This is a genomic window from Methyloligella sp. GL2, from assembly GCF_013341275.1.
Taxonomy (GTDB): Bacteria; Pseudomonadota; Alphaproteobacteria; order Rhizobiales; family Methyloligellaceae; genus Methyloligella.
Genome location: NZ_CP054476.1, coordinates 1,211,666 through 1,234,596 on the forward strand (window position 1 = coordinate 1,211,666; position 22,931 = coordinate 1,234,596).

A 22,931-nucleotide genomic window follows, 5' to 3' on the forward strand; every position below is an offset into this window, starting at 1 on the left:
GCTTGCCCTGATCATATTGGGGGTGCTGAGGCTGAAAGCGAGGCTCCGGACTACCGGCGGTTTCGGGCGTTTTGTTCCGCAGCCGGCCCGGTGCCTGTAAGCAAAACAATGGGAGAACGCCATGAAGTATATTATCGCTATTATTCAGCCGCATCGGCTTCATGCCGTGCACGATGCTCTCGTCGGTATCGGCGTGGAGGGTCTGACGGTCACGGAAGTCCGCGGTGTCGGGCGCCAGAAGGGTCACACGGAAGTCTATCGCGGTGCCGAGTACCGCGTGGATTACGTGCCGAAGGTGAAGCTGGAGATCGCCGTCGATACGCCGCTTGCCAAGAAGGTCGTGGATACGATCATCGAGCATGCCAAGACCGGTAAGGTCGGCGACGGCAAGATCTTCGTGCAGAACCTTGAGAGCGTCACGCGGGTCCGCACCGGCGAGACGGGCGCAGAAGCGCTCTAAGCCGGTTCGGCGACCAATAGCGCCACGGGAAACGACGCAAGCAGTTCCGCAAGAAACAGCCCCGAGCCTTCGTCAGGTATCGTCTCACCGGTCAGGATATTGCGCCAGCTTCGGCCGGCCCAATCCGCGGGAAGGGCGACCTGCGTGTCCCCCCAAGCCTCGGGCGGCACATGCGGAAGCGTACGATCGCCGATCAGCTTGCGGGCCCGGATCGGCGCCACGGTCAAGACGGCAAGGGAGGGCGTGCTCCGCAGATAGCCGAGCGCGCTCTCCTTTTCTTTGCCGGCCAGCTCCAGCGGCCGGTATTCCCCTTCTAGAAAGAGCTCGGCATGCTCGCGGCGGAGATTCAGGCCGCGCTGCAGCACGCGCAGCTTGATGGCGCCGGTCTGCCAGTCGCCGACCAGGGCGGCGGTGCTCTCCTCGGCGTTGCGCAGCAGCGCCGCTTCGCGCGCCTCGAAATCGACCGGCCGCCGGTTATCGGGATCGACCAGGCTGAAATCCCAAAGCTCCGCGCCTTGATAGATATCCGGCACGCCCGGCGCGGTGAGCTTGAGCGCAGTCTGGGTGAGGCTGTTCAGGGCGCCGGCAATTGCGATCGGCTTATGGGTCTCGGCAAAGTCGTCCAGGAAAGCGGCTGAGCGTTCGGGGTCCAGAACGGTGCGGACGAAGTGCTCGATGGTCTCTTCGTAAGGGCGGTCCTGGTCGGTCCAGCTGGTCCTCACCTTGGCCTCGCGGATCGCCTTCAGCATGAAGGCTTCCATGCGCTCGGCGAGCTCCGCCATGGCGCCGGTGTCGGTAGGATCGAGCTTCAAGGGCCAGGCACCGGCCAGCGACTGATAGAATAGCCACTCGTCTTCGGCGGTCGGCGCGCGGACGGTCTCGCCGTCTTTGCGGGCATGGGCGTTGATCTCAGCCCAGCGGGAGACGGCATCGGCCCAATCCTCCGCCGCTTCGGAGAGGGCGTAGAGACGGGCGCGGGCGTCTTCGCCGCGCTTGGTGTCGTGGGTGGAGGTGGTCGAGAGGCCGGAGAGCTGGCGTCTCTCCCGTTCCTTCATGGCGCTATGGAAGGCGGCGACGGGGCTTGCGAAAATCTCCGGCGCGCCGCCCACCTCGTTCAAGGCGATCAGCCGGTTATAGCGATAGAACAGCGTGTCTTCGACCGCCTTGGCCATCAGCGGCCCGGTGGTCTGCTGCAGGCGGGTGACGAAGGTCAGCGCCTCGGCGCGGGCGGCGGGGTCTTCCAGCGCGAGCCGCCAGATGCGGGCGATGAAATCGATGGCGAGCTCGTCCTCCACCTCGCGGGAGCGCTTGGCGTCCTCGACCGCCTTGGCGATCAGCGCCTCGTCGGCCGGCTCCGGCCCTTCCACATCGACATAGGTGCGGTAGACGGGAAGCACCGCGGCAAGCTCGATGATGGCGCGGCGGAGCGTATCGGGGCCGAAATCCCGGGTGACCAGATCGGCGTCGGCCAGGCGCAAGGCGAGATGCGTGAGCACGTCCAGCTCGCCGGCGAGATTGCGCACGAAGATGCGGCGCTTGGTTTGCAGCACCAGGCGGGCATAGTCGAGCGGCGCGCCGGTGAAGGCGTGATAGGCTTCGGTCATCGGCGCTTCGCCTTGCGGGGCGGTGAGCAGCGCGCCGAGGCTGCGGATGAACTCATAGCCGGTGGTGCCGAGCACCGGCCAATCCTCGCGCAAGCTCTCGTCCTCGCCGAGGATCTTCTCCACCAGCAGGGGGAAGGGGCCGGGCTCCTCCGTCCTCTCGGCGATGGCCTCCTGCAATTTCTTGAAATAGGCGAGGGGGTCGGAGAGCCCGTCGACATGATCGAGGCGGATACCGTCGGCCAGCCCGTCCGCCACCAGCTCCAGCAGCAGGCGGTGGGACTCTTCGAACACGCTAGGCTGCTCCATGCGCACCCCAACGAGATCGGCGACCTCGAAGAAGCGGCGATAGGTCAGGGTCTCGCGGGCGGCGCGCCAATAGGCGAGGCGCCAGACTTGCGCTTCGTGCAGGGCGTGAATGGTCTCGCGGTCGTTCGCGGCCTTGGCGAGCGCCGCCTGCAGCGCCTTAAGCTGGGCTTCGTCTTCGAGCCGCGCTGCGAGCTCGGTCTTCAGCTCCTTGGTGGTCTCCGGCGTTGCGATGGCGAAGCGATTGGTGAGGTCCTCGAAGCTCTCGCCGGCACTCGACAGCAGTCCGGCATAGCTCGGCGGGTGCATGGGAAGCTTGAGGCCGTTGACTGCGAAATTGATGCCGCCATTCTCGATATCGAGATCGAGGCCGAAATCGCCGCGCTCCAGCACGATGCCGTAAGGCGCAGGCAAGGCCGGGATCAGCAGCTTGTCGGCCCGCCAGTCGATATCGAAGGTGCTGGCGTGGGGGCTCTGGGCACCCCATTCCAGCACATCGCACCACCAGCGATTGAACGGACTGGCCCCCATGTGGTTGGGCACGAAGTCGAGGATCAGCTGCATGGCCTCGCGGCGGAGTGCGCCGATCAGCCCGGCCAGCCCTTCGCGCCCGCCAAGCGCCGGCTCGATCTCGTTGTAGTCGGCGATGTCGTAGCCGTGGGTGGAGCCCGGGACGGCGCGGAAGATCGGCGAGGCGTAGAGATGGCTGACGCCGAGACGCGACAGATAGGGCAGCAGTTGGGCGGCGCGGGTGAAACCGATCCCCTGACGGAATTGCAGCCGGTAGGTTGCCGTCAGGGGTGCCATTAGCGGGGCCGTTCCGCGGCGATGGCGTCGGCGAGCTTGCGGAACAGATGATGCTGAGTCAGCTCGCCGATATTCACCGTCATCTTGCGCCGCCAGTTGGGATGCTCGTCGGTGGTGCCGGGGAGGTTGGCCTGCTCCTCGGTGCCGAGCACGTCGTCGAGCTGTACGGCGAAGAGGCGGCAGGGCGTCCAGGCGAGGAAGCGGTGAATGGCGATCAGAATATCCTCGCTCATCTCGCTGCGCCCCGACAGTACGGCGGGATCGCCGCCGAGCAGGCCGGATTCGCACAAGGCTTCCACCAGCAGGCGCTTTTCGCTGCGGCGTCCTTCGGCCTGGCTGGTCGCCTCGATATGGGTGCTGGCGCCGACGCGGAAGCGCCAGGCGACGTCGTTGCCCTGCCACCAGCCGCGCAAGGTCGGCAGGTCGTGGGTCGAGGCGCAGACCATAGCTTCGCGGCGATAGGCGTGGGGCGGCAGGAAGCGGCCCTCCTGGCGGCTGAAATACAGCACCTGATAGGAGAGCATGCCGCCGCGGACGATCGTGTCGGAGAAGCCGGGCGGTACGGTGCCGAGATCCTCGCCGATGACGAGGCAGCGGGCGACCCAGGATTCGTCGGCCACCATCTCCAGCATGTCGCGGAAGGGGTAGCGCACATAGGCGCCGCCGAGCGCGTCGCTATTCTCAGGGATCCAATACAGCCGCTTCAGCCCCATGGCGTGGTCGAGACGGAGCGCGCCGGCATGGCGCATATTGGCGCGCAGCAGCTCGCGGAACGGATCGAAATGCTGCTGGTCCAGCCCCATGGGCGAGAAGGGGATCAGGCCCCAATTCTGGCCACCGGGGCAGAGCGCATCCGGCGGGGCGCCGATGCGGGCCTTGCGCGCGGTGGCATGGCCGCCGCACCAGGCCGACGAGCCGTCAGGCGAGGCGCCGATGGCGAGATCGAGATACAGCCCGATGCGCATGCCGGAGCGGCGGGCGCGGTTCTGCGCCGCGGCAAGCTGGGTATCGGCGATCCATTGCAGCCAGATATGGAAGGCGATGCGGTCCTTGTGACCGCGGGCGAAATCGCGCACGGCGAGGCTGTCGCGGTCCTGAAATTCGGGCGGCCAGGTCGACCAGGCGACATAGCCGCCTTGCTCGACGAAATATTCGGACAGGGTCTCGTAGAGGGCGAAGTTCTGCAGCGCCGCGCCCTGCTCGAGCTGGAAATGGGCGAAAGCCTTGCGCGAGGCTTCGTCGGCGGATTGGATGAAGCGCTCATACAGTGCTTCCAGCGCCTTCATCTTCACCCGGTAGACGCCTTCGTAATCGATGAGCTGGCTGGCGCGCAGCTCGGGCAGCTCGGCGAGAAATTCGTCGCGGTTCGGCAGGCTGTCGAAACCGGCCACCTTGTCGGGGGCGATGAAGATCGGGTTGAGGAAATTGCGGGTCGAGGGGGCGTAGGGGCTGATGCGCGAGGAATCGGCGGTGAACAGGGCATGCAGCGGGCTGATGCCGATGAAGTCGGCGCCGAGCGAGGCCATGATGGCGGCCAGATCGGCGAGATCCTGGAAGTCGCCGATACCCCAATTGCGTGCCGAGCGGAGCGAATAGAGCTGGGTGGCGAGGCCCCAGACCCGGTTCTCGACGAGCCAAAGCGGCCAGAAGGCGCTCTTGGAGAGGTCGTGGATGTCGTCCTCGGCCACGGGCTCCGGCGCACGGGCGAGGCTTTCCTCGATCTCCGCCTCGCTGCCGACGGCGACGCCCATGACTTTGAGCACCTCGGCCTTGGTCGAGAGCGGGGTTTTTACCCACGCGCCGGTCTCGCTCATATAGCCGTCGTCGATACCGTAGCACTCGGCCAGTTGTTGCAGCTTCTCAGTCACCTCTCACTCCTAGCATTTCCCTCAACCAAGCGGCAGACCAGCGACCGGGGGGGCAGGCTGCCGCCTCGCAGCGCCGCGGCCGCCCCAGCCGGACGCTCGAATAGAACCGCACCTTCCATGAAGGCGGGCAAAGGCGTTTCGGTTTCACCGAAATTTGCGGCGATGAAGAGCGTGGCGTCTTCGGCCAAGCTCCAGCGCACGGCAATGGCGCGCCCCTCCACCGCTTCGATCGTGCCGGCATGCGGCGGCACAGCTTGAAGCAGCGGCACGATATGGCGATGACGGATGCCGAGCAATTCGGCGATCAGTGTCTCCCGCCGCTGGCGCTTGTTAGCCGGTACCAGGTCCGGCTTCAACCTGGAGGCTTCGAAGGTCTCTGGCGCATTGGGATCGGGGATGCGGTCGCGGGCGGCCGGATCGGCGAACAGGCGCACCTTCTTGAACTCGTTGCGGCGGCCCTTACGGACGGCGGCGGCGAGATCGCCGTGAAAATCGGTGAAGTACTGGAACGGGCTCTCCTCGGCATATTCCTCGCCCATGAAGAGCAGCGGGATATGCGGCGAGAGCAGAAGCAGGGAAAGGCCGGTCTCGACGGCATCGATATCGACCAGGGCGTCGAGCCGTTCGCCGAAGGGGCGGTTGCCGGTCTGATCGTGGTTCTGCAGGAAGTCGACAAAGGCGGTGGGCGGCAGATGGCCGGACGCCTCGCCGCGGATCTTGCCGCCGCGGAAGCGCGAGACCTCGCCCTGATAGTCGAAGCCCTCCGCCTCGCAGCGGGCAACACGGGCGGCGGGCGCACTGAGGTAATCCTCGTAGAAGCCGTCATCCTCGCCGGTGAGAAGATGGTGCATGGCGTGGTGCCAGTCGTCGTTCCATTCGGCGGTGAACAGTTTCGGCCGGCCCTCGGCGTCGAATTTCAGCAAGGTGGTGAGGTTGCTGTCGTCCTCCGAGGTCAAATGAATATGCCGGTCGGGGAAGGTCTCGCGCACGGTGCGGGCGATCTCCTGCAAGATCGGTTCTTCGCTGTCGTCGGCGATCTGGTCGATGGCGTCGAAACGCAGCCCGTCGAAGCGATACTCCTCCAGCCAGTAGAGGGTGTTGTGCAGGAAGAAATCGCGCACCGGACGGCGGCTGAAATCGATGCCCGGCCCCCAGGGCGTATGGCGCTTCTTGTCGAAGAAGTCGGCGGCATAGGCGTGGAGATAATTCCCGTCCGGGCCGAAATGATTATAGACCACGTCGAGTAGGATCATCAGGCCGCGCGCGTGGGCGGCATCGACCAGGGCTTTCAGCGCATCGGGTCCGCCATAGGCGAGATGCGGGGCGTAGTGCAGCACGCCGTCATAGCCCCAGCCGCGATTTCCGGCGAATTGCGCGACGGGCAGAATTTCCACCGCGGTGATGCCGGCTTCGGCGATCCGGTCGAGCTGGCGGGCGACGCCTGCGAAGTCGCCGGTCTCCGAAAACGTGCCGGTATGGGTCTCGTAGAGCACCGCTTCGCCCCAAGGCCGGCCGGTCCAGTCCGGCGTGTTCCAAGCATAGGCGTTGGGGTCGATCAGCTTGCTCGGGCCATGCACGTCGCCCACTTGCGCGCGAGCCGCGGGGTCGGGAACGCTCATGCCGTTCTCGAGGGCAAAGCTATAGCCTTCGCCGGGAGCGATCTTGTCGGTCACGAGCTCGAACCAGCCATCGCCCGCTGGCTGCATGTCTAAGGTCTCGCCGGTCTTGGCGACGCGTAAGCCGAGCTTTCTCTGCGATGGCGCCCAGAGGCGGAAGCGGACGCCGTCTGGCGTGATCTCGGTGCCCCAGGGCGAAGTATGCGAAAAGCGATTGGTCACGGCGCGACCCTTTCCAGCAGCAGCACGGCGCGGCCGGGGATCATCACCGCGCCGCCGACCAGCGGCCGGTCGGGGCGGATCTCGCCGGTCGCGGAATCGCAAAGAACGCGCCAGCGATTGCCGCCCTCGATCTCGGGCAGGGTGAAGGAGATTTCCTCCGCATCGCTGTTATAGAGCTGAAGCAGTAGCGTCTCGGCATCGGCCAGCGCCAGGCCGACGCATTTCGCCACCGGGTCTTCCCAATGCTCGGGCCGCTTCTCCTCGCCGTCGGGCTTGTACCAGGTGGCGTTTTCGATGCCGGGCGCTACCGGCTCTCCATGCAGGAAGCGGGTGCCGCGCAGCAGCGGATAGTCTTTGCGGAGCTGGGCGAGGCCGGCGAGGAAGCCGTAGAGATTGGCGTCGCGCGCCGAATGCTCGCCCCATTGCATCCAGGAAATGTCGTTGTCCTGGCAGAAGGCGTTGTTGTTGCCGCCTTGGGTGCGTCCGAGCTCGTCGCCCATGTTCAGCATCGGGGTTCCCTGGCTGAACATCAGGCTGGCCAGCTCGGCGCGGCGCAGCCGGTCGCGGATATCGAGAATCTCCGGATCGTCGGTCGGGCCTTCGACGCCGCAATTCCAGCTGCGGTTGTCGTCATGGCCGTCGCGATTGTCTTCCTTATTCGCTGCGTTGTGCTTCTCGTTATAGGAGACGAGATCGGCCAGGGTGAAGCCGTCATGGGCGGTGATGAAGTTGACGCTGGTCCAGGGGCGGCGACCTTCGCGGTCGTAGACGTCGGCCGAGCCGAGCACGCGGGCGCCGAGCCCGGGCAGGCTGCCCATCTCGCCGCGCCAATAATCGCGGATGTCGTCGCGCCAGCGGTCGTTCCATTCCGCCCAGCCCGGCGGGAAGCCGCCGACCTGATAGCCGTTCTCGCCGAGGTCCCAGGGTTCGGCGATCAGCTTCGCCCGGCTCAGCACCGGGTCTTGCGAGATCGCATCGAGGAAGGAGGAGTTGGGGTCGAAGCGGTCGCGGTCGCGGGCCAGCGCCGAGGCAAGGTCGAAGCGGAAACCGTCGACGCCGCCGACCTCGACCCAATAGCGCAAGGAATCCATCACCAGCTGGAGCACGCGGGGGTGGGTGGTATCCAGCGTGTTGCCGCAGCCGGTGGTGTCGTAATAGTGCCGCTTCTCCTCGTCGAGCTTGTAATAGGAGAGGTTGTCGATGCCGCGGAAGGAGAGGGTCGGGCCGAACTCGTTGCCCTCGGCAGTGTGGTTATAGACCACGTCGAGCAGCACCTCGATGCCGGCGCGGTGATAGGCATCGACCATGGTGCGGAACTGCTCGATGCCGCCGCCCTCGGTGAGATAGCGGCTGGCCGGGGCGAAGAAGCCGATGGAGTTGTAGCCCCAATAATTGCTGAGCCCCTGATCGACCAGGATGCGGTCGTTGACGAAGGCCTGCACGGGCAGAAGCTCGATGGCGGTGACGCCGAGGCGGCTCAGGTGCTCGATGATCTGCGGCTCGGCGAGACCCAAAAACGTGCCGCGGATAGCTTCCGGGATATCGCTGCGCCGCGCCGTCAGCCCTTTCACATGGGCCTCGTAGATGACGGTCTCGTTCCAGGGCAGGCAGGGGCGCTCGATATCCGACTGGGGAAGCTCGCCGGCCACCACACATTTCGGCATGAAGGGCGCGCTGTCGCGCTTGTCGAGAACAAGATCGGCGTCCTTCTTCACCCCGATCTTGTAGCCGAACAGGGCGTCGTTCCATTCCAGGGCGCCGGCATAGAGCTTGGCGTAAGGGTCGAGCAGCAGCTTGTTGGGATTGAAGCGATGGCCTTCGGCCGGCTCATAGGGGCCGTGCACGCGATAGCCGTAGAGCTGCCCCGGCTGAATGCCGGTGATGTGACCGTGCCAGATCTGATCGGTATATTCGGGCAGCGCGATGCGGGCGACCTCGTTGCCTTTCGGCCCGTCGAACAAGCAAAGCTCGACGCGCGTCGCATGGGCGGAGAACAGCGCGAAGTTGACCCCCGTCCCATCCCAGGTGGCGCCGCGCGGCGAAGGCGCACCGGGCCCGATTTTCAGCTCCATCGTGCGGATTACTCCTGAAGCTCTAGGAACAGGGTGCCGAGCGGCGGCAGGGTGAGGCCCACCGAATAGGGGTGCCCCTCATGGGGAACGGGTTCGGCCTCAACAGCGCCGCCATTGCCGACATCGCCGCCGCCATAGATCTTCGCATCGGTGTTGAGGCGCTCGCGCCAGGTGCCGGGCTCGGGCACCCAGACCCGGTAGTCGTAGCGGGGGATGGGCGTGAAGTTGCTGATCACCAGCATGGGCGGGGTGCCGTCTTCGCCTTTGCGCAGGAAGGCGATCACGCTGTTCTCCTCGTCGTGGGAGACCACCCATTCGAAGCCTTCCGGCTTGGTGTCCAGAGCATAGAGCGCAGGCGAAGAGCGGTAGAGCTTGTTGAGGTCGCGGACGAGGCTCTGGACGCCGCTGTGATAGGGATCGTCCAGATGCTCCCAGTCGAGCGCATAGTCGTGGTTCCATTCGCGTTCTTGCGCGAACTCGCCGCCCATGAAGAGCAGCTTCTTGCCCGGGTGGCCCCACATGAAGCCGAAATAGGCGCGTAAGTTGGCGAATTTCTGCCAGCGGTCGCCGGGCATCCTGGCGATCAGCGAGCCCTTGCCGTGCACCACCTCGTCATGGCTGAGCGGCAGAATGAAATTCTCCGAAAAGCCGTAGACCAGGCCGAAGGTCATGTTGTGGTGATGGTATTTGCGGTGGACCGGGTCCTCGCTGATGTAGTTCAGCGTGTCGTGCATCCAGCCCATATTCCATTTGTAGCCGAAGCCAAGACCGCCGGCATAAGTCGGCTGGGAGACGCCAGGCCAGGCGGTGGATTCCTCGGCGATCATCGCGGTGCCCGGGAAAGCTTTATAGACCACCTCGTTCAGCCGTTTGATGAAGGCGAGGGCTTCGAGGTTTTCGTTGCCGCCATGTTCGTTGGGCAGCCACTCGCCCTCTTTGCGGCTGTAGTCGAGATACAGCATCGAGGCCACGGCATCGGCGCGGAGCCCGTCGATGTCGAAATGGTCGAGCCAGTAGAGGGCGTTAGCGATGAGGAAGTTGGCCACTTCCTTGCGCCCGTAATTGTAGATCAGCGTGTTCCAGTCGTGGTGGAAGCCGCGGCGCGGATCCTCGTGCTCGTAGAGCGCCGAGCCGTCGAAATGGCCGAGCCCGTGGGTGTCGGTGGGGAAATGCGCGGCGACCCAATCGACGATCACGCCGATACCGGCATCGTGCAGGCGGCGGACGAAGCGGCTGAAGCCTTCCGGCGTGCCGAAGCGCGAGGTGGGCGCGTAGAGTCCGATAGGCTGATAGCCCCAGGAGCCGTCGAAGGGAAACTCGGAGACCGGCATCAGCTCCACATGGGTGAAGCCGAGATCCTGCAGATAAGGGATCAGCCGGTCGGCGATCTCGTCATAGGTGAGGAACTTGTTTTCCGGGCCGCGCATCCAGGAGCCCAGATGCATCTCGTAGATCGAGATCGGCGCATCGATGGCGTTGATCTTCTCGCGCTGCTCCGGCCAGCCGGGGGCGTGATGGAGGCGCTCGGCCGGTCCGTGCACGATGGAGGCGGTGGCCGGCGGATGCTCTTGTTGGAAGGCGACCGGGTCGGCCTTCTGCGGCAGAAGTTCGCCGTGATGGCCGAGGATCTCGAACTTGTAGACCTCGCCTTTCTCGATACCGGGAATGAAGATGTCCCAGACGCCGGCGCGCGCGTGGCGGCGCATGACATGGCGGCGGCCGTCCCACTGATTGAAATTGCCGATCACGCTGACGCGCTTGGCATTGGGCGCCCAGACGGCGAAGCGCACACCGGCCACGCCTTCGAGCGTCATCGGGTGCGCGCCGAGGGTCTCGTAGAGCTTCAGATGATCGCCATTGGCGATCAGCTCCAGATCCATCTCAGGGATGGCGGAGGGAAAGCGGTACGGATCTTCGGCCTCCCAACTGGCGCCGTCCTTATGCACGCGCAGGCGGTAGGGAATACGCTGCTGCGAGGGAAACCGTGCGCCGAAGAAGCCGGCCCTGTGCAGCATCGGCACGGTCCCGAACGCGGTGCCGTCATAGTCGAGCAGCTCGACCCTCTCGGCGCCTGGGACGAAGATGCGCACGGTGAGTGCGGAGCCGTTGCCGCCCTGCAGCCCGAGCACGGCGAAGGGATCGCTATGGGTGCCGTGGGCGATGGCATCGATCTCGCCGGCGGTCGGCGCATAGGCTTTCTGCGAATTTCCGTTCAGAGCAGTCAATCGGTCACCTCCGGGGGTGGCACGGGGCCGTTCTCTTCGATCAGTTCCATCGCCGCCTTAATCGGAACCCACAGCCAAGCGGGCCGGTTCAGCGCCTCATAGGTGATCTCGTACAGCAGCTTATCGGCCAGGAAGAAGGGCAACAGCTCCTGGGCCGAGTTATCCAGGGTCGTGTCGCCGGCTTCCACCAGCACCGCGGTATAGGCTTCGAGGAAGGTGCGGCTCGCCGATTGGCGCCAGATCAGGGCGCGCTCCTCGATCTCGTCGGGCTGACCGACGCCGGCTTGGCGCAGCCCCTCGATGGCCATGGTGGCGGCATAGTCGAAGGAGCGGAGCATGGTGGCGATGTCGCGCGCCGGCGGGGCCTTGGCGCGGCGCTCCTCCAGGCTCTTGTTCAGCTCGCCTTCGAAATCGACGATGTAGATATCGGCCTGGGCGATCAGCACCTGGCTTAAGTGATAGTCGCCGTGGACGCGGATCTTCTGGCTCTGGGAGCCTTTCGGCAGCAGCCGCTCCAGACGCTCCACCAGCACCTCGCGCATGGAAAGGAGATCGTCCACGGCGCGGCGGGAGTTCTCGTCCAGATTGGGCTCGATGCGGTTCAGAAGCTCGAAGATATCGGCGGTGCGGGCATGCAGGCGGTCGATCCAGCGGTCGAGATCGTCCTGGGTAACCGGCTCGGGCGCGAAGGCCGGATCCTCGGTATTGGCGGCGAGGGTCCGGTGCAGCTCGGCGGTGCGTTTGCCGATCACCTTGATCAGCGACAGGGAGTAGGGCAGGCCGCTCTTCGAATCCTCCCGCATCTCTTCGGCGAAGCGGGCATCTTCCAGCTCGCGCTCCAGCGCATCGACGATCACGCTCCAGCCATCGCCCTGATTGGGAATATGGGCGAAGGCGGCGGCAAGCGCGGTCACGTTGCCTTCGGTGTCGACATGCTCCATGGAGCCGAGCAGCGAGGGCACGTTGGCGAAGTCGGCGAAGGAGAGGTAGCGGCCGAGCTCGATCTCCGGCTGGATGCCCTGGCGGAGCTGGCGATAGAGCTTCAGCATGGTGGTTTGGCCGACCACGATGCCGGTATTGGTCTGCTCGGCGGTGACGGGGCGGACCGGATCGTCGTCGCGATATTCGATCTCGGTGAGCCAGCGGCTGTTGTGCAGACGCAAGCTTCCGTTATTGGCGGGAAGCGTTTCGCCGCGTTGCATCGCCTTGACCACGGTCCGTGCGAAATCGGGGCTGGCCGCGGCCTCCTGAACGACGCCGGCGCGCGGGCCGCGGCGGATCTTGGCCAAGGTGTAAGGCATGGCCGGATTTTCGTAGTGCAGATTGTGCTCGCCCCATTCCTGGGCCAGCGGGAGAAAATAGCGCGGTTCGGTCTCGTTGCTCAGATCGAGGTCGAGGCCGAGCAGCAGAAAGCTCTCGTCGCGTCCGCGCGGCAGCTCGCCGAACACCAGCGGCTTGGCCTCCCGGATGCGCGCCTCTTTGGGTTGGAACCAGCGCTGATTGTGAACATAGGCGGGGAGCAGCGTGCGCATGAAGCGCTCTTGGCGCTTGGGGTCGGTCAGGTGGCTCTCGACCAGGGCCCAGCCCTTGGCGAGCACCACGGTCTCCAGCTCCGGCAGGGGCTCCGGCTCAGGCTCCACTGTCATGGCGAGCGAGGCGGCTTCGGTCAGGTCGAACCAATAGAAGCCATAGGCCGGCATGGTGAGCAAATAGGGCAGGGTGCCGATGGCCGGAAAGATGGAACGGCCGGTCATCTCCACCGGGATATGGCCGCGCTTCTCCGACAGGTCGAGCTCGACGGCTTGCGCGGTGCGCGACAGGTTGAAGACGCACAGGATGGTATCGCCGTCATGCTCGCGCAGATAGGCCAGCACCTTGCGGTTGCTCGGATAGAGGAAGGTGAGGCTGCCCTGGCCGAAGGCGTGATGGCTCTTGCGGACGGCGATCATCCGCTTGGTCCAGTTGAGCAGCGAATGGGGGTCCTTCTCTTGGGCCTCCACGTTGAGCGACTGATAGCCGTAGATCGGGTCCATGATCGGCGGCAGGAACAGGCGCTGCGGGTCGGCGCGGGAAAAGCCGCCATTGCGGTCGCTGGACCATTGCATCGGGGTGCGCACGCCGTCGCGGTCGCCGAGATAGAAATTGTCGCCCATGCCGAGCTCGTCGCCGTAATAGATCACCGGCGTGCCGGGCATGGAGAGCAGCAGGCCGTTCAGAAGCTCGATCTTGCGCCGGTCGTTGTCGAGCAGCGGGGCGAGGCGGCGGCGGATGCCGAGATTGAGCCGGGCGCGCTGCTCGGTGGCGTAGGTCTGCCAGAGATAGTCGCGCTCGCTATCGGTCACCATCTCCAGCGTCAGCTCGTCGTGATTGCGCAGGAAGATCGCCCATTGGCAATGCTCGGGGATGTTGGGCGTCTGGTTGATGATGTCGGTGATCGGATAGCGGTCCTCGCGGGCGAGGCTCATATAGATGCGCGGCATAAGCGGGAAGTGGAACGCCATGTGGCATTCGTCGCCGTCGCCGAAATAGGGGCGGGTATCCTCCGGCCATTGATTGGCCTCGGCCAGCAGCATGCGGTCGGAATAGTTCGCGTCGATCTCGGCGCGGAACTGCTTCAGGATGTCGTGGGTCTGGGGCAGGTTCTCGTTATTGGTGCCGTCGCGCTCGATGAGATAGGGCACCGCGTCGAGGCGCAGGCCGTCGACGCCGATATCCAGCCAGTAGCGCATCACCTTCATGATGTCGGCGAGCACCCGCGGATTGTCGTAATTGAGGTCCGGCTGGTGGGAATAGAAGCGGTGCCAGAAATAGCTCTGCGCCACCGGGTCCCAGGTCCAGTTGGAGACCTCGGTATCGAGGAAGATAATGCGGGTGTCCTGGTATTTCTGGTCGGTGTCGCTCCAGACGTAATAGTCGCGGTAGCGCGAGCTCGGCTTGGCGTTGCGGGCGCGCTGGAACCAGGGGTGCTGGTCGGAGGTGTGATTGACCACCAGCTCAGTGATCACCCGGATGCCGCGGGCATGGGCTTCGGCCACGAATTGGCGGAAGTCGCGCATCGTGCCGTAGGTCTCGTTGATGGCGGTGTATTCGGCGATGTCGTAGCCGTCGTCGCGCAGCGGCGAGGGATAGAAGGGCAGCAGCCAGACCGCGGTGACGCCGAGCTCGGCGATATAGTCGAGCTTCTTGAGCAGGCCCGCGAAGTCGCCCACGCCATCGCCATTCGAATCGAAGAAGGCTTTGACGTGAAGCTCGTAGATGATGGCGTTCTGGTACCAGTGGCTATCGGTGCGGTCGATCATCTGCACGCAGGTCTTTTCGGTGTTGGTTGGTTGACTGTCGCGGGGAATTCCGGCGGGTTCAAACGCTATACCGCATTCGCGGCTTGCTTGGGACCGCCTTGGACGTTTCCTTGCACGCGCCGATTGCCGCTGTCGTTAAGGCTACCGGCCGCTTGCCCCGCAGGAGACGGCATTGCGGCGGGGTCTTGAGCGCCGGGTGGCAGCAAGGCAGTTGCGAGGAAGATAGCGGCGCTCCGCTCCCTTTCGCCGGTGGTCCCGTTAGGCGACACCCAGCTTGTCGGCGAAGACGTTGATCGGATCGGCGTCGGAGCTGGCAAAGGTCTGCAGAAAGCTGTCGCGCCAATTGGTGACATCATAGGTTTCGATGCGCTGCTTCAGCCGGTTGAAGCGGGCCCAACGTTCCTGGCGCGGCATGGTCAGCGCACGGTCCAAAGTGCGGGCCATCTCGTTGATGTCGTGCGGATTGATCAGCAGCGCCTCGCGCAGCTGCTCGGCGGCGCCGGCGAAGCGTGACAGCACCAGCACGCCCGGATCCTCGGGGCGCTGAGCGGCGATGTATTCCTTGGCCACCAGGTTCATGCCGTCGCGCAACGGGGTGATCAGGCCGACGGCGCTCTCGCGGCAAAGCCGCGCCAGAATATCCTGCGGGAAAGGCCGGTGCAGATAGATCACCGGCTGCCAGTCGAGATCGCCGAAGCGGCCGTTGATCTTGCCGACCAGGCGCTCCACCTCGCGGCGGATCTCCTGATAGACCGGCAGGGTTTCGCGGGTCGGCGGGGCGATCTGCACGAAGCGGACATGGCGGCGGTGCTGCGGGAACTGCTCTAGCAGCGCTTCGAAGGCGCGCAAGCGTTCGGGCAGGCCCTTGGTGTAGTCGAGCCGGTCGACGCCGATAATGGTCTTCATGCCCTCTTCGCCGTAATCGGGCAGCAGCTTGGTGGCGTCGTCGTCCTTCGCGGCCAGCTTGGCGAAGCTCTCCACATCGATGCCGATGGGGAAGACGGCCGCATGGGTGCTCTGGCCTTGCGCGGTGAGGATGTCGCCGGCGAGCTTCTCGCCGTTCATGAAGCCGTAGACGTAGCGGGCGAAATTCTCGCGGTCCGACTTAGTCTGGAAGCCGACCACGTCGAAGGCCATCAGCGCATTGCCGAGACGCTTTTGATGCGGCACGGCGGCGAAGATTTCCGGCGAGGGGAAGGGGGTGTGCAGGAAGAAGCCGATGCGGGCGGTGCATCCGCGGCGCTTCAGCTCCTCGGCGAGCGGGATCAGATGATAATCGTGCACCCAGATCATGTCGCCGGGCTGCAGCAGCGGGATCAGGTTCTCGGCGAAGCGCGCATTGACGCTGAAATACTGCTCGGCGTCGTCCTCGTTGCACAGCGCAAGATCGAGCCGGTAATGCAGGGTCGGCCACAGGCAGTGATTGGAGTAGCCGAGATAATAGCCGTCGGCTTCCTCAGGGGTGAGGTCGACGGTGGCGACGGTCAGCTCGCCGGCGGTCTCGACCTTGGGAAGCGTTTCGCGGGCATCGGCGCTGGTCTCGCCGCTCCAGCCGAACCACAGCCCCTTGGAAGCGCGCAAGGCGTCCGCCAGGGCGACGGCCAAACCGCCGGTCTGGGCTTTGGCTTTCAGATTGGCAACGCGGTTGGAGACGACGACGAGACGGTTCGGCTCCCGTTCCGGAGCCGGCCCGTCGGCATCCTTTTCGCGCACCGTGTTGGCGGGCGTCTTCGTGTCTTTCGGCATCCCTAACTTGACGCTGGTCACGTTCGTGTCCAAGACATCACCCCGTCATTCGCCGCGCTTAGACCCGAAGGCTGGGCCGTTTGGTAGACGATCGGAGCGTGCAAAAGTTCCATAGGCTAAAGCGTGCATCAAACCTAATGACTCTGCAAATTCCGGTCCAGTATCGCCCATTTTCAATACATTCCGATAACACATTGGAATTTCGCGGCCGGACTGCGTGGCAACGATTGAGAGAGGCTGAGTAAAGTGCAGAAACCTTTACCAACAGTGACGAGCAATGCCGCCTTTTTCATCGATTTCGATGGCACTTTGGTGGCGATCGCCGAGCGGCCGGATCTGGTGGTGGTGGAGCCGCGGGCCCTGGAATTGCTCAAGGCGCTGTACGAGCGATTCGACGGTGCGGTCGCCATCCAGACCGGGCGATCCCTGGCGGTGATCGACGATTTCCTGAAGCCGCTGAAGCTGCCGGTGGCGGCCGAGCACGGCTCGGTGCGGCGGGACGTCAGCGGTGAGGTGCATCGCGGCTTTGCCGGCAAGGAGAGCATCGAGACGGCGGCGGAGCGGCTGGCGCCAGTGGCCGAGGCTCACGAGGGGCTCTTGCTGGAGCGCAAGGAGAGTTCGATTGCCTTGCATTACCGGCGCCGTCCGGAGCTGGAAGGGCTGTGCCGCGAGGCGGTTTCTGAGGCCCTGAAGGGGCTGGCGCATGTGCAGCTTCTGGAAGGCAAGATGGTGCTGGAGATCAAGGCGGAGGGGCTGGATAAGGGCCGCTCGCTGAAAGCCTTCATGGAAGAAGAGCCGTTCAAGGGCCGCATTCCGGTGATGATCGGCGACGACGTTACCGACGAGTACGGCTTTGATGCCGCGAACGCGCTTGGCGGCCTCTCGATCAAGATCGGCGACGGCGAGACGAAGGCCAAATACCGGACCTCTCGCGAGGGGTTTTTTGCCTGGGCCGAGGATCAGGCTAAAGGCTGACCCCGACTGCACGGATAACGGTTAAACTCCCTGATTTATCGCGGTTTTTCACCGCTTTCTTACAAATGATGTCGGCCGTCCTTATATTAGGGCGGCATTGTGGCGGTGCGGCCGGGAGGGTCGTGTGCGCCCCGTTTGGCATGGAGAGAGCGTGCGAAAGCTGACCGATAGGCTGAACGAATTGCCGGGAAGCGACAGCACCGACCTCGTCGTCAAGGACGAGGCGGAAAAGGACTCGCGCGCCGAACCCAAGCCGCCGGCGAAGCGCAAATCGACCAAGCTGAAGCGCAAGCCCTCGCGCTCGCGCCGCAAGATCACGGTGGTGAAGGAGAGCCCGCTGGCAGCGCTGCTGAAGCCGATCGGCGTCAGCTTGGCGCTGCTGTTGATCGCTTATGGCGCGCTCTCCGTCGGCGTCACCTTCTGGCGCAGCTATCAACGGCATATGGAATTCAACACCGCAGTGCATGGCGACAGTTCGGTGCTGGATATCTTCTTCCCCGATCCTTCGATTCCGGCCGATGCGGTGAACCTCGTCTACAAGGATGTGGACGGCACGGTGCACAAGCTCCTGGCCAGCAAGTCGGCGACGGACGAGTTCGTCAACGAAACGCTGGTGATGCTCGACAAGGAGCGCGAGGCGATCAAGCAGGCGGCGCATGAGGATATCGACCGCAGCTTCGACGTGGCGTTCAGCGACCGCGAGCAGGCGATCGACGGTTACGCCGACTGGTTCTTCGCCTGGAAGCGCTCCTATGTGGTGCTGATGGAGACGATCTCTTCGGCAATCAACAACTTCTTCGAGGCCGGCCAATACGAGAGCCTGGACGAGGCGATCGAGGCCGATGTGGAAGAGTATTTCCTGGAGAACTACAAAGAGCAGGTGCTGAAGCCTGAGCTGCGCGACGGCACCTTGGCGCAAGGGGTGGAGCAGGCGGTCCGCCATGCCCATGAGAGCTATGTTCGGGTGATCGCCAATGGCGATATGCGGCTGCAGCTCTTCCTGGCGCAGAACACCCGGCAGCTGGAGGAGATCCCGGCCTCCGAGCCGGTGACCGATCTGAAGCTCGATTGGGATGCCCAGCGCTGGAAGGCGCCGACCTATCTGATGCAGGACAAGGCGTTCGAAGGCGTGGTCGGCATGGGCGCGATGGCGGCCGGCGGCACGGTCGGGGCACTTGCGCTTGGGCCGGCGCTGAGCCGGACGATCGGCCAGAGCTTCTCGGCGCTCTCCAGCCGCCTTGCCGCATCGCTCGGCTCGCGCATCGCCTTTGCCGAGGGCGGCGCGGTGGCCGGCACTTTCGTGCAGCCGATGGGCGGGCAGGTGATCGGCGCGGCGATCGGGCTCGCCATCGGCGCGGTGGCAGATTATCTCACCAGCGAGGCCAATGAGGCGATCAACCGGGATGCCTTCATCGAGGCCAACAACACGGCGCTGGATGCCACGATCGATGCCTGGAAGGCGCGGCTTAAGGCCAATGTCGATGCCGCGATCGACAAATGGTTCGACGATGCGCGCAAGAGCGTGGTGCTCTCGACGAGCTGATTGCCGACACCCAAAATCCCAGGAAAACCGGCTCAACGCCCTGAAACCCAACCGTTTTCCGTCCTTAACGATGTGTTAACGTCTCTCGGCGGCGGCGGATTTTCATGTTATAAATCCGCTAATGGGACGAGCCCTCCGGCGGAAGAGCCGATGGGCCGCAAATACGGGTAAGGCGACGGGGATGGACGATAAGGTCAAGGCGATTGCGCGGCCGGCGGCGAGCCGGTCCCTGCGCGAGGCCATACACCGGGCAAGGCTGGAAGAGGCCGAATTGATCAGCCAGGCGGCCGATTGGCGCGACAGCGAGATTGCGCGGCTGGAGATCCTGAAAGCCGAGCTGGAAGACGTCTTCGCCGAAGTGCCGCAGAGCGACGACCGGTTCGAGCTGGCGCTGGTGCCGAGCCGGCCGGCAAGGCTGTGGATCGACCTGTTCACCTATGTCTCCATCGACGACCGGGACGGCGATTATCTCCTGGTGCGCAATAGCGAGAATGGACGGCGGACGCTGTTCAGCTCCGGCAGCGCGGCAGAGACCGCCGACCGCATTACCCGCTATGTGGCGCATGAGATCGTGCGCCGGGAGCGCCAGGAAGCTGCCTTGCTGGAGCCGATCGAGCGGGCCGACACCACCGAGGACGCGGACGAGCCGGAAAGCTCCAAAGCGGGACTGGTGATTGCCGCCTTTGCCATCGGGCTGATGACCGGGGCGGGCGGGCTGCTGGCCGCGGTCTGGCTCAGCATTCCGTAGCGGTTTTCCTCTTTCGCAGGCCTACGGCTAGCGGTGGCGCAGCACCTGCGTATGGTCTTGCCAGATCGGATCGGGCATGCGCATCGGCGCGCGGCGCGTCATCTCGCAATACCAGCCGTCCTCCACCCGGGCTATGCCGTATTCGGCATAGCCGGCGGCAGGCTCCTCTCCCTCGACCATTTCCGATGCCGACGGCACGCCGACCACGAAGGCCGTGCCGGTCGCGGTGTCGAGGGTCTTCAGCGTCGCCTCGTGATCATGGCCGTGCAGCACCAGCTCGGCACCATGGGTTTGCAGGATCGTCTTCAGCTTGCCGGCATCGCGCAAGGCCCGCCGCCAAGGCGCCTGGCCGGGAAGCGGCGGATGATGGATCAGCACCACGCGGAACAGATCCTTTTGCCTGAGGCGCTCCAGCGCCACTCCCAGAAATTTGCGCTGGGTGCTGCCGAGACGTCCGGCGGCGAGGAAGGGCATGGTCGGGATTGCCGAGGAAAGCGCGACAAGCGCGATATCGCCGAAGCGGCGGACGAAGGGGAAGCCTTGCGGCGGCGTCGGGACCAGGATCTCGCCGGCCTCGTTGGATTGCATATAGGGCTGCCAAAGCCCGGTGCCGCGGTCCGGGTGAAGGCGCACATAGGCATCGTGATTGCCGGGGATGGCGGTGACATGGGGCGGGCCGCTCAAGCTTTTCAGCCATTCGGCGGCGCGCCTGAACTCCTCGGGAAGGCCGAGATTGACCAGATCCCCAGTCACCGCGATCTGGTCGGGGTGGCGGTCCAGCATGTCCTTGGTCAGCGCGTCGAGAATCTCCCGGCGATGCACCAGCTTCCGTCCGCGATGCCAATTGACGTAGCCGAGCAGACGCTTGCCCAGAAGATCGCGCCGGCGGGCGCGGGGCATCGGGCTGAGATGGACGTCGGAAAGATGGGCGAGTTTGAACACTGGGGGAGGGAAACTCCGTTCGCCGGTTTGTCGTTACGCTGGGGGCTTCGCGGCAGACGCCTCTTGCGCGATGCTGTTCACCCCGTGGTACCTAAGTCGTGCTTAATTTGGAATGTTTCATATTTGCTTTGCGGGGCGGCGATTGATGGCAGCTTGCGGCGAAGCGAGGCTGGCAAGGAGGTGAGACTGGCTCAAGATCCGATACGCAGCACGCGCAGCCAGCGCCTGGTCATGAGCGTGTTGCGGCCGGTTTGGCGCCTGCGCCGCGGCATGACGCTGGGCGCGCAAGGGGTGATCGTCGATGGCGAGGGCCGTGTGCTCCTGGTGCGGCACAGCTACCGGCCCGGCTGGTGCTTCCCGGGCGGCGGGGTGGAGTGGGGCGAGACGCTGGAGTTTGCCCTTGCCCGCGAGCTGGAAGAGGAGGTGGGGGTAAGCCTCACCGGACCTGCGGTCCTGCACGGCATGTTCTCCAATCACAGCAATTTTCCGGGCGATCATATCGGCGTCTTCCTGGTGCGCGACTGGACGCGGCAAGGCGAATACCGCGCCCGCGGCGAGATCGCCGAGACGGGCATGTTCGCGCCCGATGCCTTGCCGGCGAAGACCGATCGGGGCACGCGCAACCGGGTGGAGGAGATTTTCGGCGGTGCGCCGGTGAGCGGCGTTTGGGCGTAAGCTGCTCCGGGCGGCGAGATCTCGATTGCCCGATCAAGCCGGGCGATGACGCATCTAATTTCGCGGCTAGAACCGGTCGCGGCCGTGGGGGCTCCACAGATCCAGCGCCGGGCCGGCGGGCACGATGCCGTTCGGATTGATGAACGGATGGCTGGTGTAATAGTGGGTCTTGATGTGATCGAGGTGAACGGTCTCGGCAATGTCCGGCATCTGATAAAGCTCGCGCATATAGCCGGAAAGATTGGGATAATCGTCGATGCGGCGGAGGTTGCATTTGAAGTGGCCGACATAGACCGCGTCGAACCGGATCAAGGTCACGAAGAGCCGCCAATCGGCTTCGGTCAGGATGTTCCCCACTAGATAGCGCCGTTCGCCGAGGCGCTTCTCCAGCGCGTCGAGAGCGATGAACAGACGTTCGAAGGCCTCCTCATAGGCGCGCTGGGTGGTGGCGAAGCCGCAGGCATAAACCCCGTTATTCACCTTGGTGTAGATCTCGGCATTGATGGCGTCGATCTCGCCCCGCAGGCTTTGCGGATAATAGTCCGCATCCGTCGCGCCGACGCCGTCGAAGGCCGCATTGAACATGCGGATGATCTCGGAGGATTCGTTGCTGACGATGGTCTGGCGCTGCTTGTCCCACAAGACCGGCGTGGTCACCCGGCCGGTGAAGTCGGGGACGGCCTTCAGATAGATTTCGCCGAGTTTTGCCGCGCCGTTGAGCCGGTCGCCGGTGGCGCCGGGAAAGTCCGCATCGAAGGTCCAGCCGTCCGGGCCCATATAGGGATGGACCACATCCATGGAGATGAGGTCGTTCAGCCCTTTCAGCGCACGGAAGATGACGGTGCGATGGGCCCAGGGGCAGGCATAGGAGACGTAGAGGTGGTAACGCCCGGCCTCGGCCTTGAAGCCGGCGTCGCCGCTCGGCCCGGCCGAGCCGTCCGGCGTGATCCAGCTGCGCAGCGTGGTGGGATCGCGTTTGAAGGCGCCGTCGTCGGTGCTGTAGCCCTTCTCGTGCCACACGCCGTCGATCATCAATCCCATAGCCGAGCCTTACGTCTTCTGGGTGTTGTCAGCCTTTTTGCGGTCGGCCTCTAGGAGTCTTGGGCGGCGAGCTTCTTGGTGATCTTGCCGACGTGGTGACCCTGGAAGCTGGCGAGGTTCAGCTCTTTCTGGGACGGCATGCGAGATCCGTCAGGTCCGGCGATGGTGCCGGCGCCATATGGCGAGCCGCCCTTCACCTCACTGATATCGGCGAGATCGGGGGCCGAGTAGGGCAGGCCCGCGATGACCATGCCGTGATGCAGCAAGGTGGTGTGGAACGAGGTGATGGTGGTTTCGTTGCCGCCGCCGGTGCCGGTGGAGGTGAACACGCTGCCGACCTTGCCGATCAGCGAGCCTTCGACCCAAAGCGGTCCGGTCTGATCGAGGAAGTGGCGCATCTGGGAGCTCATATTTCCGAACCGGGTCGGCGTGCCAAAGACGATGCCGTCATATTCGGCGAGCTCGTCGGGCGATGCGATGGATGCCGGCTGGTCGACCTTCATGCCGGCCTCCTGCATGATTTCCTCCGGCATCAGTTCGGGCACGCGCTTGATGGAGACGTGCAGATCCTCGACGGCGCGGGCCCCATGCGCCACCGCATAGGCCAGAGTTTCAACGTGGCCGTATGAGCTATGATAAAGAACAAGCAATTTCGCAGACATAAGCAATTTCCCCGCTATCGGGTTCAAATCCCCCGCATCGGGCGCACTCCCCTCTTAGCGCGCCTTTCTCGAATAACTACCGTGCTGGGTCTCAGTATCCGAAAAAGCAGCTAAAGAAAAATT

Annotated in this window: 15 protein-coding genes; 5 read left to right on the plus strand and 10 right to left on the minus strand. The window is 64.5% G+C overall.

All coding sequences use genetic code 11. The features are described 5' to 3' along the window. Window positions 1-121: 121 nt before the first annotated feature. Window positions 122-460, plus strand: coding sequence for a P-II family nitrogen regulator (locus tag HT051_RS05685; RefSeq protein WP_174541139.1), 339 nt, complete (start codon window positions 122-124; stop codon window positions 458-460). Here HT051_RS05685 and treY read toward each other — a convergent pair. From treY to HT051_RS05720, 7 genes are all read right to left on the minus strand, one after another. Beyond that, window positions 457-3,174, minus strand: a complete 2,718-nt coding sequence (treY, locus tag HT051_RS05690; RefSeq protein WP_174541140.1) for a malto-oligosyltrehalose synthase — start codon at window positions 3,172-3,174, stop codon at window positions 457-459. The genes HT051_RS05685 and treY overlap by 4 nt on opposite strands. Then, a complete protein-coding gene (gene malQ, locus HT051_RS05695) occupies window positions 3,174-5,042 on the minus strand; it encodes a 4-alpha-glucanotransferase (protein WP_174541141.1) in 1,869 nt (622 codons plus the stop codon). The genes treY and malQ overlap by 1 nt, the downstream gene beginning before the upstream one ends. Continuing rightward, the gene (gene treZ / locus HT051_RS05700; protein WP_174541142.1) at window positions 5,039-6,880 is read right to left on the minus strand and encodes a malto-oligosyltrehalose trehalohydrolase; all 1,842 of its coding nucleotides are present in this window, start codon (window positions 6,878-6,880) and stop codon (window positions 5,039-5,041) included. Before treZ ends, malQ begins: the two co-directional genes overlap by 4 nt. Further along, window positions 6,877-8,952 (minus strand): glycogen debranching protein GlgX, encoded by a 2,076-nt coding sequence (gene glgX, locus HT051_RS05705; RefSeq protein ID WP_174541143.1) that lies wholly within the window; start codon window positions 8,950-8,952, stop codon window positions 6,877-6,879. Before glgX ends, treZ begins: the two co-directional genes overlap by 4 nt. Window positions 8,953-8,960: 8 nt before the next feature. Continuing rightward, on the minus strand, window positions 8,961-11,177 hold the full coding sequence (gene glgB / locus HT051_RS05710) for a 1,4-alpha-glucan branching protein GlgB (protein WP_174541144.1): 2,217 nt from the start codon (window positions 11,175-11,177) through the stop codon (window positions 8,961-8,963). Then, a complete protein-coding gene (gene treS, locus HT051_RS05715) occupies window positions 11,174-14,476 on the minus strand; it encodes a maltose alpha-D-glucosyltransferase (RefSeq protein WP_174542883.1) in 3,303 nt (1,100 codons plus the stop codon). The genes glgB and treS overlap by 4 nt, the downstream gene beginning before the upstream one ends. 258 nt (window positions 14,477-14,734) lie before the next feature. Beyond that, complete coding sequence (locus HT051_RS05720) at window positions 14,735-16,222, minus strand: trehalose-6-phosphate synthase (protein WP_174541145.1); 1,488 nt, start codon at window positions 16,220-16,222, stop codon at window positions 14,735-14,737. A 246-nt stretch (window positions 16,223-16,468) separates the two neighbouring features. On the opposite strand from HT051_RS05720, the gene otsB reads away from it, so the two are divergent. The 3 genes from otsB to HT051_RS05735 all read left to right on the plus strand — a co-directional run bounded on the left by otsB (window position 16,469) and on the right by HT051_RS05735 (window position 19,488). Further along, window positions 16,469-17,197 (plus strand): trehalose-phosphatase, encoded by a 729-nt coding sequence (otsB, locus tag HT051_RS05725; protein WP_174541146.1) that lies wholly within the window; start codon window positions 16,469-16,471, stop codon window positions 17,195-17,197. 151 nt (window positions 17,198-17,348) lie between these two features. After that, window positions 17,349-18,740 carry a hypothetical protein gene (locus tag HT051_RS05730; protein ID WP_174541147.1) on the plus strand — a complete coding sequence of 464 codons (1,392 nt, stop codon included), beginning with the start codon at window positions 17,349-17,351 and terminating at the stop codon, window positions 18,738-18,740. 181 nt (window positions 18,741-18,921) lie between these two features. Further along, window positions 18,922-19,488, plus strand: a complete 567-nt coding sequence (locus HT051_RS05735) for a hypothetical protein (RefSeq protein WP_174541148.1) — start codon at window positions 18,922-18,924, stop codon at window positions 19,486-19,488. 27 nt (window positions 19,489-19,515) lie between these two features. Here HT051_RS05735 and HT051_RS05740 read toward each other — a convergent pair whose 3' ends face one another. Continuing rightward, window positions 19,516-20,430, minus strand: a complete 915-nt coding sequence (locus HT051_RS05740; protein ID WP_174541149.1) for a metallophosphoesterase — start codon at window positions 20,428-20,430, stop codon at window positions 19,516-19,518. A 180-nt stretch (window positions 20,431-20,610) separates the two neighbouring features. Between HT051_RS05740 and HT051_RS05745 the strand changes: the two genes are divergently transcribed. Continuing rightward, window positions 20,611-21,105 (plus strand): NUDIX domain-containing protein, encoded by a 495-nt coding sequence (locus HT051_RS05745; protein ID WP_246810189.1) that lies wholly within the window; start codon window positions 20,611-20,613, stop codon window positions 21,103-21,105. Window positions 21,106-21,171: 66 nt separating this feature from the next. Here the strand turns inward: HT051_RS05745 and HT051_RS05750 are convergent, their stop codons facing one another. Continuing rightward, window positions 21,172-22,146 (minus strand): glutathione S-transferase family protein, encoded by a 975-nt coding sequence (locus tag HT051_RS05750; protein ID WP_174541150.1) that lies wholly within the window; start codon window positions 22,144-22,146, stop codon window positions 21,172-21,174. Between the two features lie 50 nt (window positions 22,147-22,196). Next, a complete protein-coding gene (gene wrbA, locus HT051_RS05755) occupies window positions 22,197-22,808 on the minus strand; it encodes an NAD(P)H:quinone oxidoreductase (RefSeq protein WP_174541151.1) in 612 nt (203 codons plus the stop codon). Window positions 22,809-22,931: the final 123 nt, after the last annotated feature.

Excerpts from the sequence above, each read along its gene's own strand:
- HT051_RS05685 (WP_174541139.1), top strand. The coding sequence starts at position 122 with ATGAAGTATATTATCGCTATTATTCAGCCGCATCGGCTTCATGCCGTG.
- treY (WP_174541140.1), bottom strand. The coding sequence starts at position 3,174 with ATGGCACCCCTGACGGCAACCTACCGGCTGCAATTCCGTCAGGGGATC.
- glgX (WP_174541143.1), bottom strand. The coding sequence starts at position 8,952 with ATGGAGCTGAAAATCGGGCCCGGTGCGCCTTCGCCGCGCGGCGCCACC.
- treS (WP_174542883.1), bottom strand. The coding sequence starts at position 14,476 with ATGATCGACCGCACCGATAGCCACTGGTACCAGAACGCCATCATCTAC.
- HT051_RS05720 (WP_174541145.1), bottom strand. The coding sequence starts at position 16,222 with ATGCCGAAAGACACGAAGACGCCCGCCAACACGGTGCGCGAAAAGGAT.
- HT051_RS05735 (WP_174541148.1), top strand. The coding sequence starts at position 18,922 with ATGGACGATAAGGTCAAGGCGATTGCGCGGCCGGCGGCGAGCCGGTCC.
- HT051_RS05750 (WP_174541150.1), bottom strand. The coding sequence starts at position 22,146 with ATGGGATTGATGATCGACGGCGTGTGGCACGAGAAGGGCTACAGCACC.
- wrbA (WP_174541151.1), bottom strand. The coding sequence starts at position 22,808 with ATGTCTGCGAAATTGCTTGTTCTTTATCATAGCTCATACGGCCACGTT.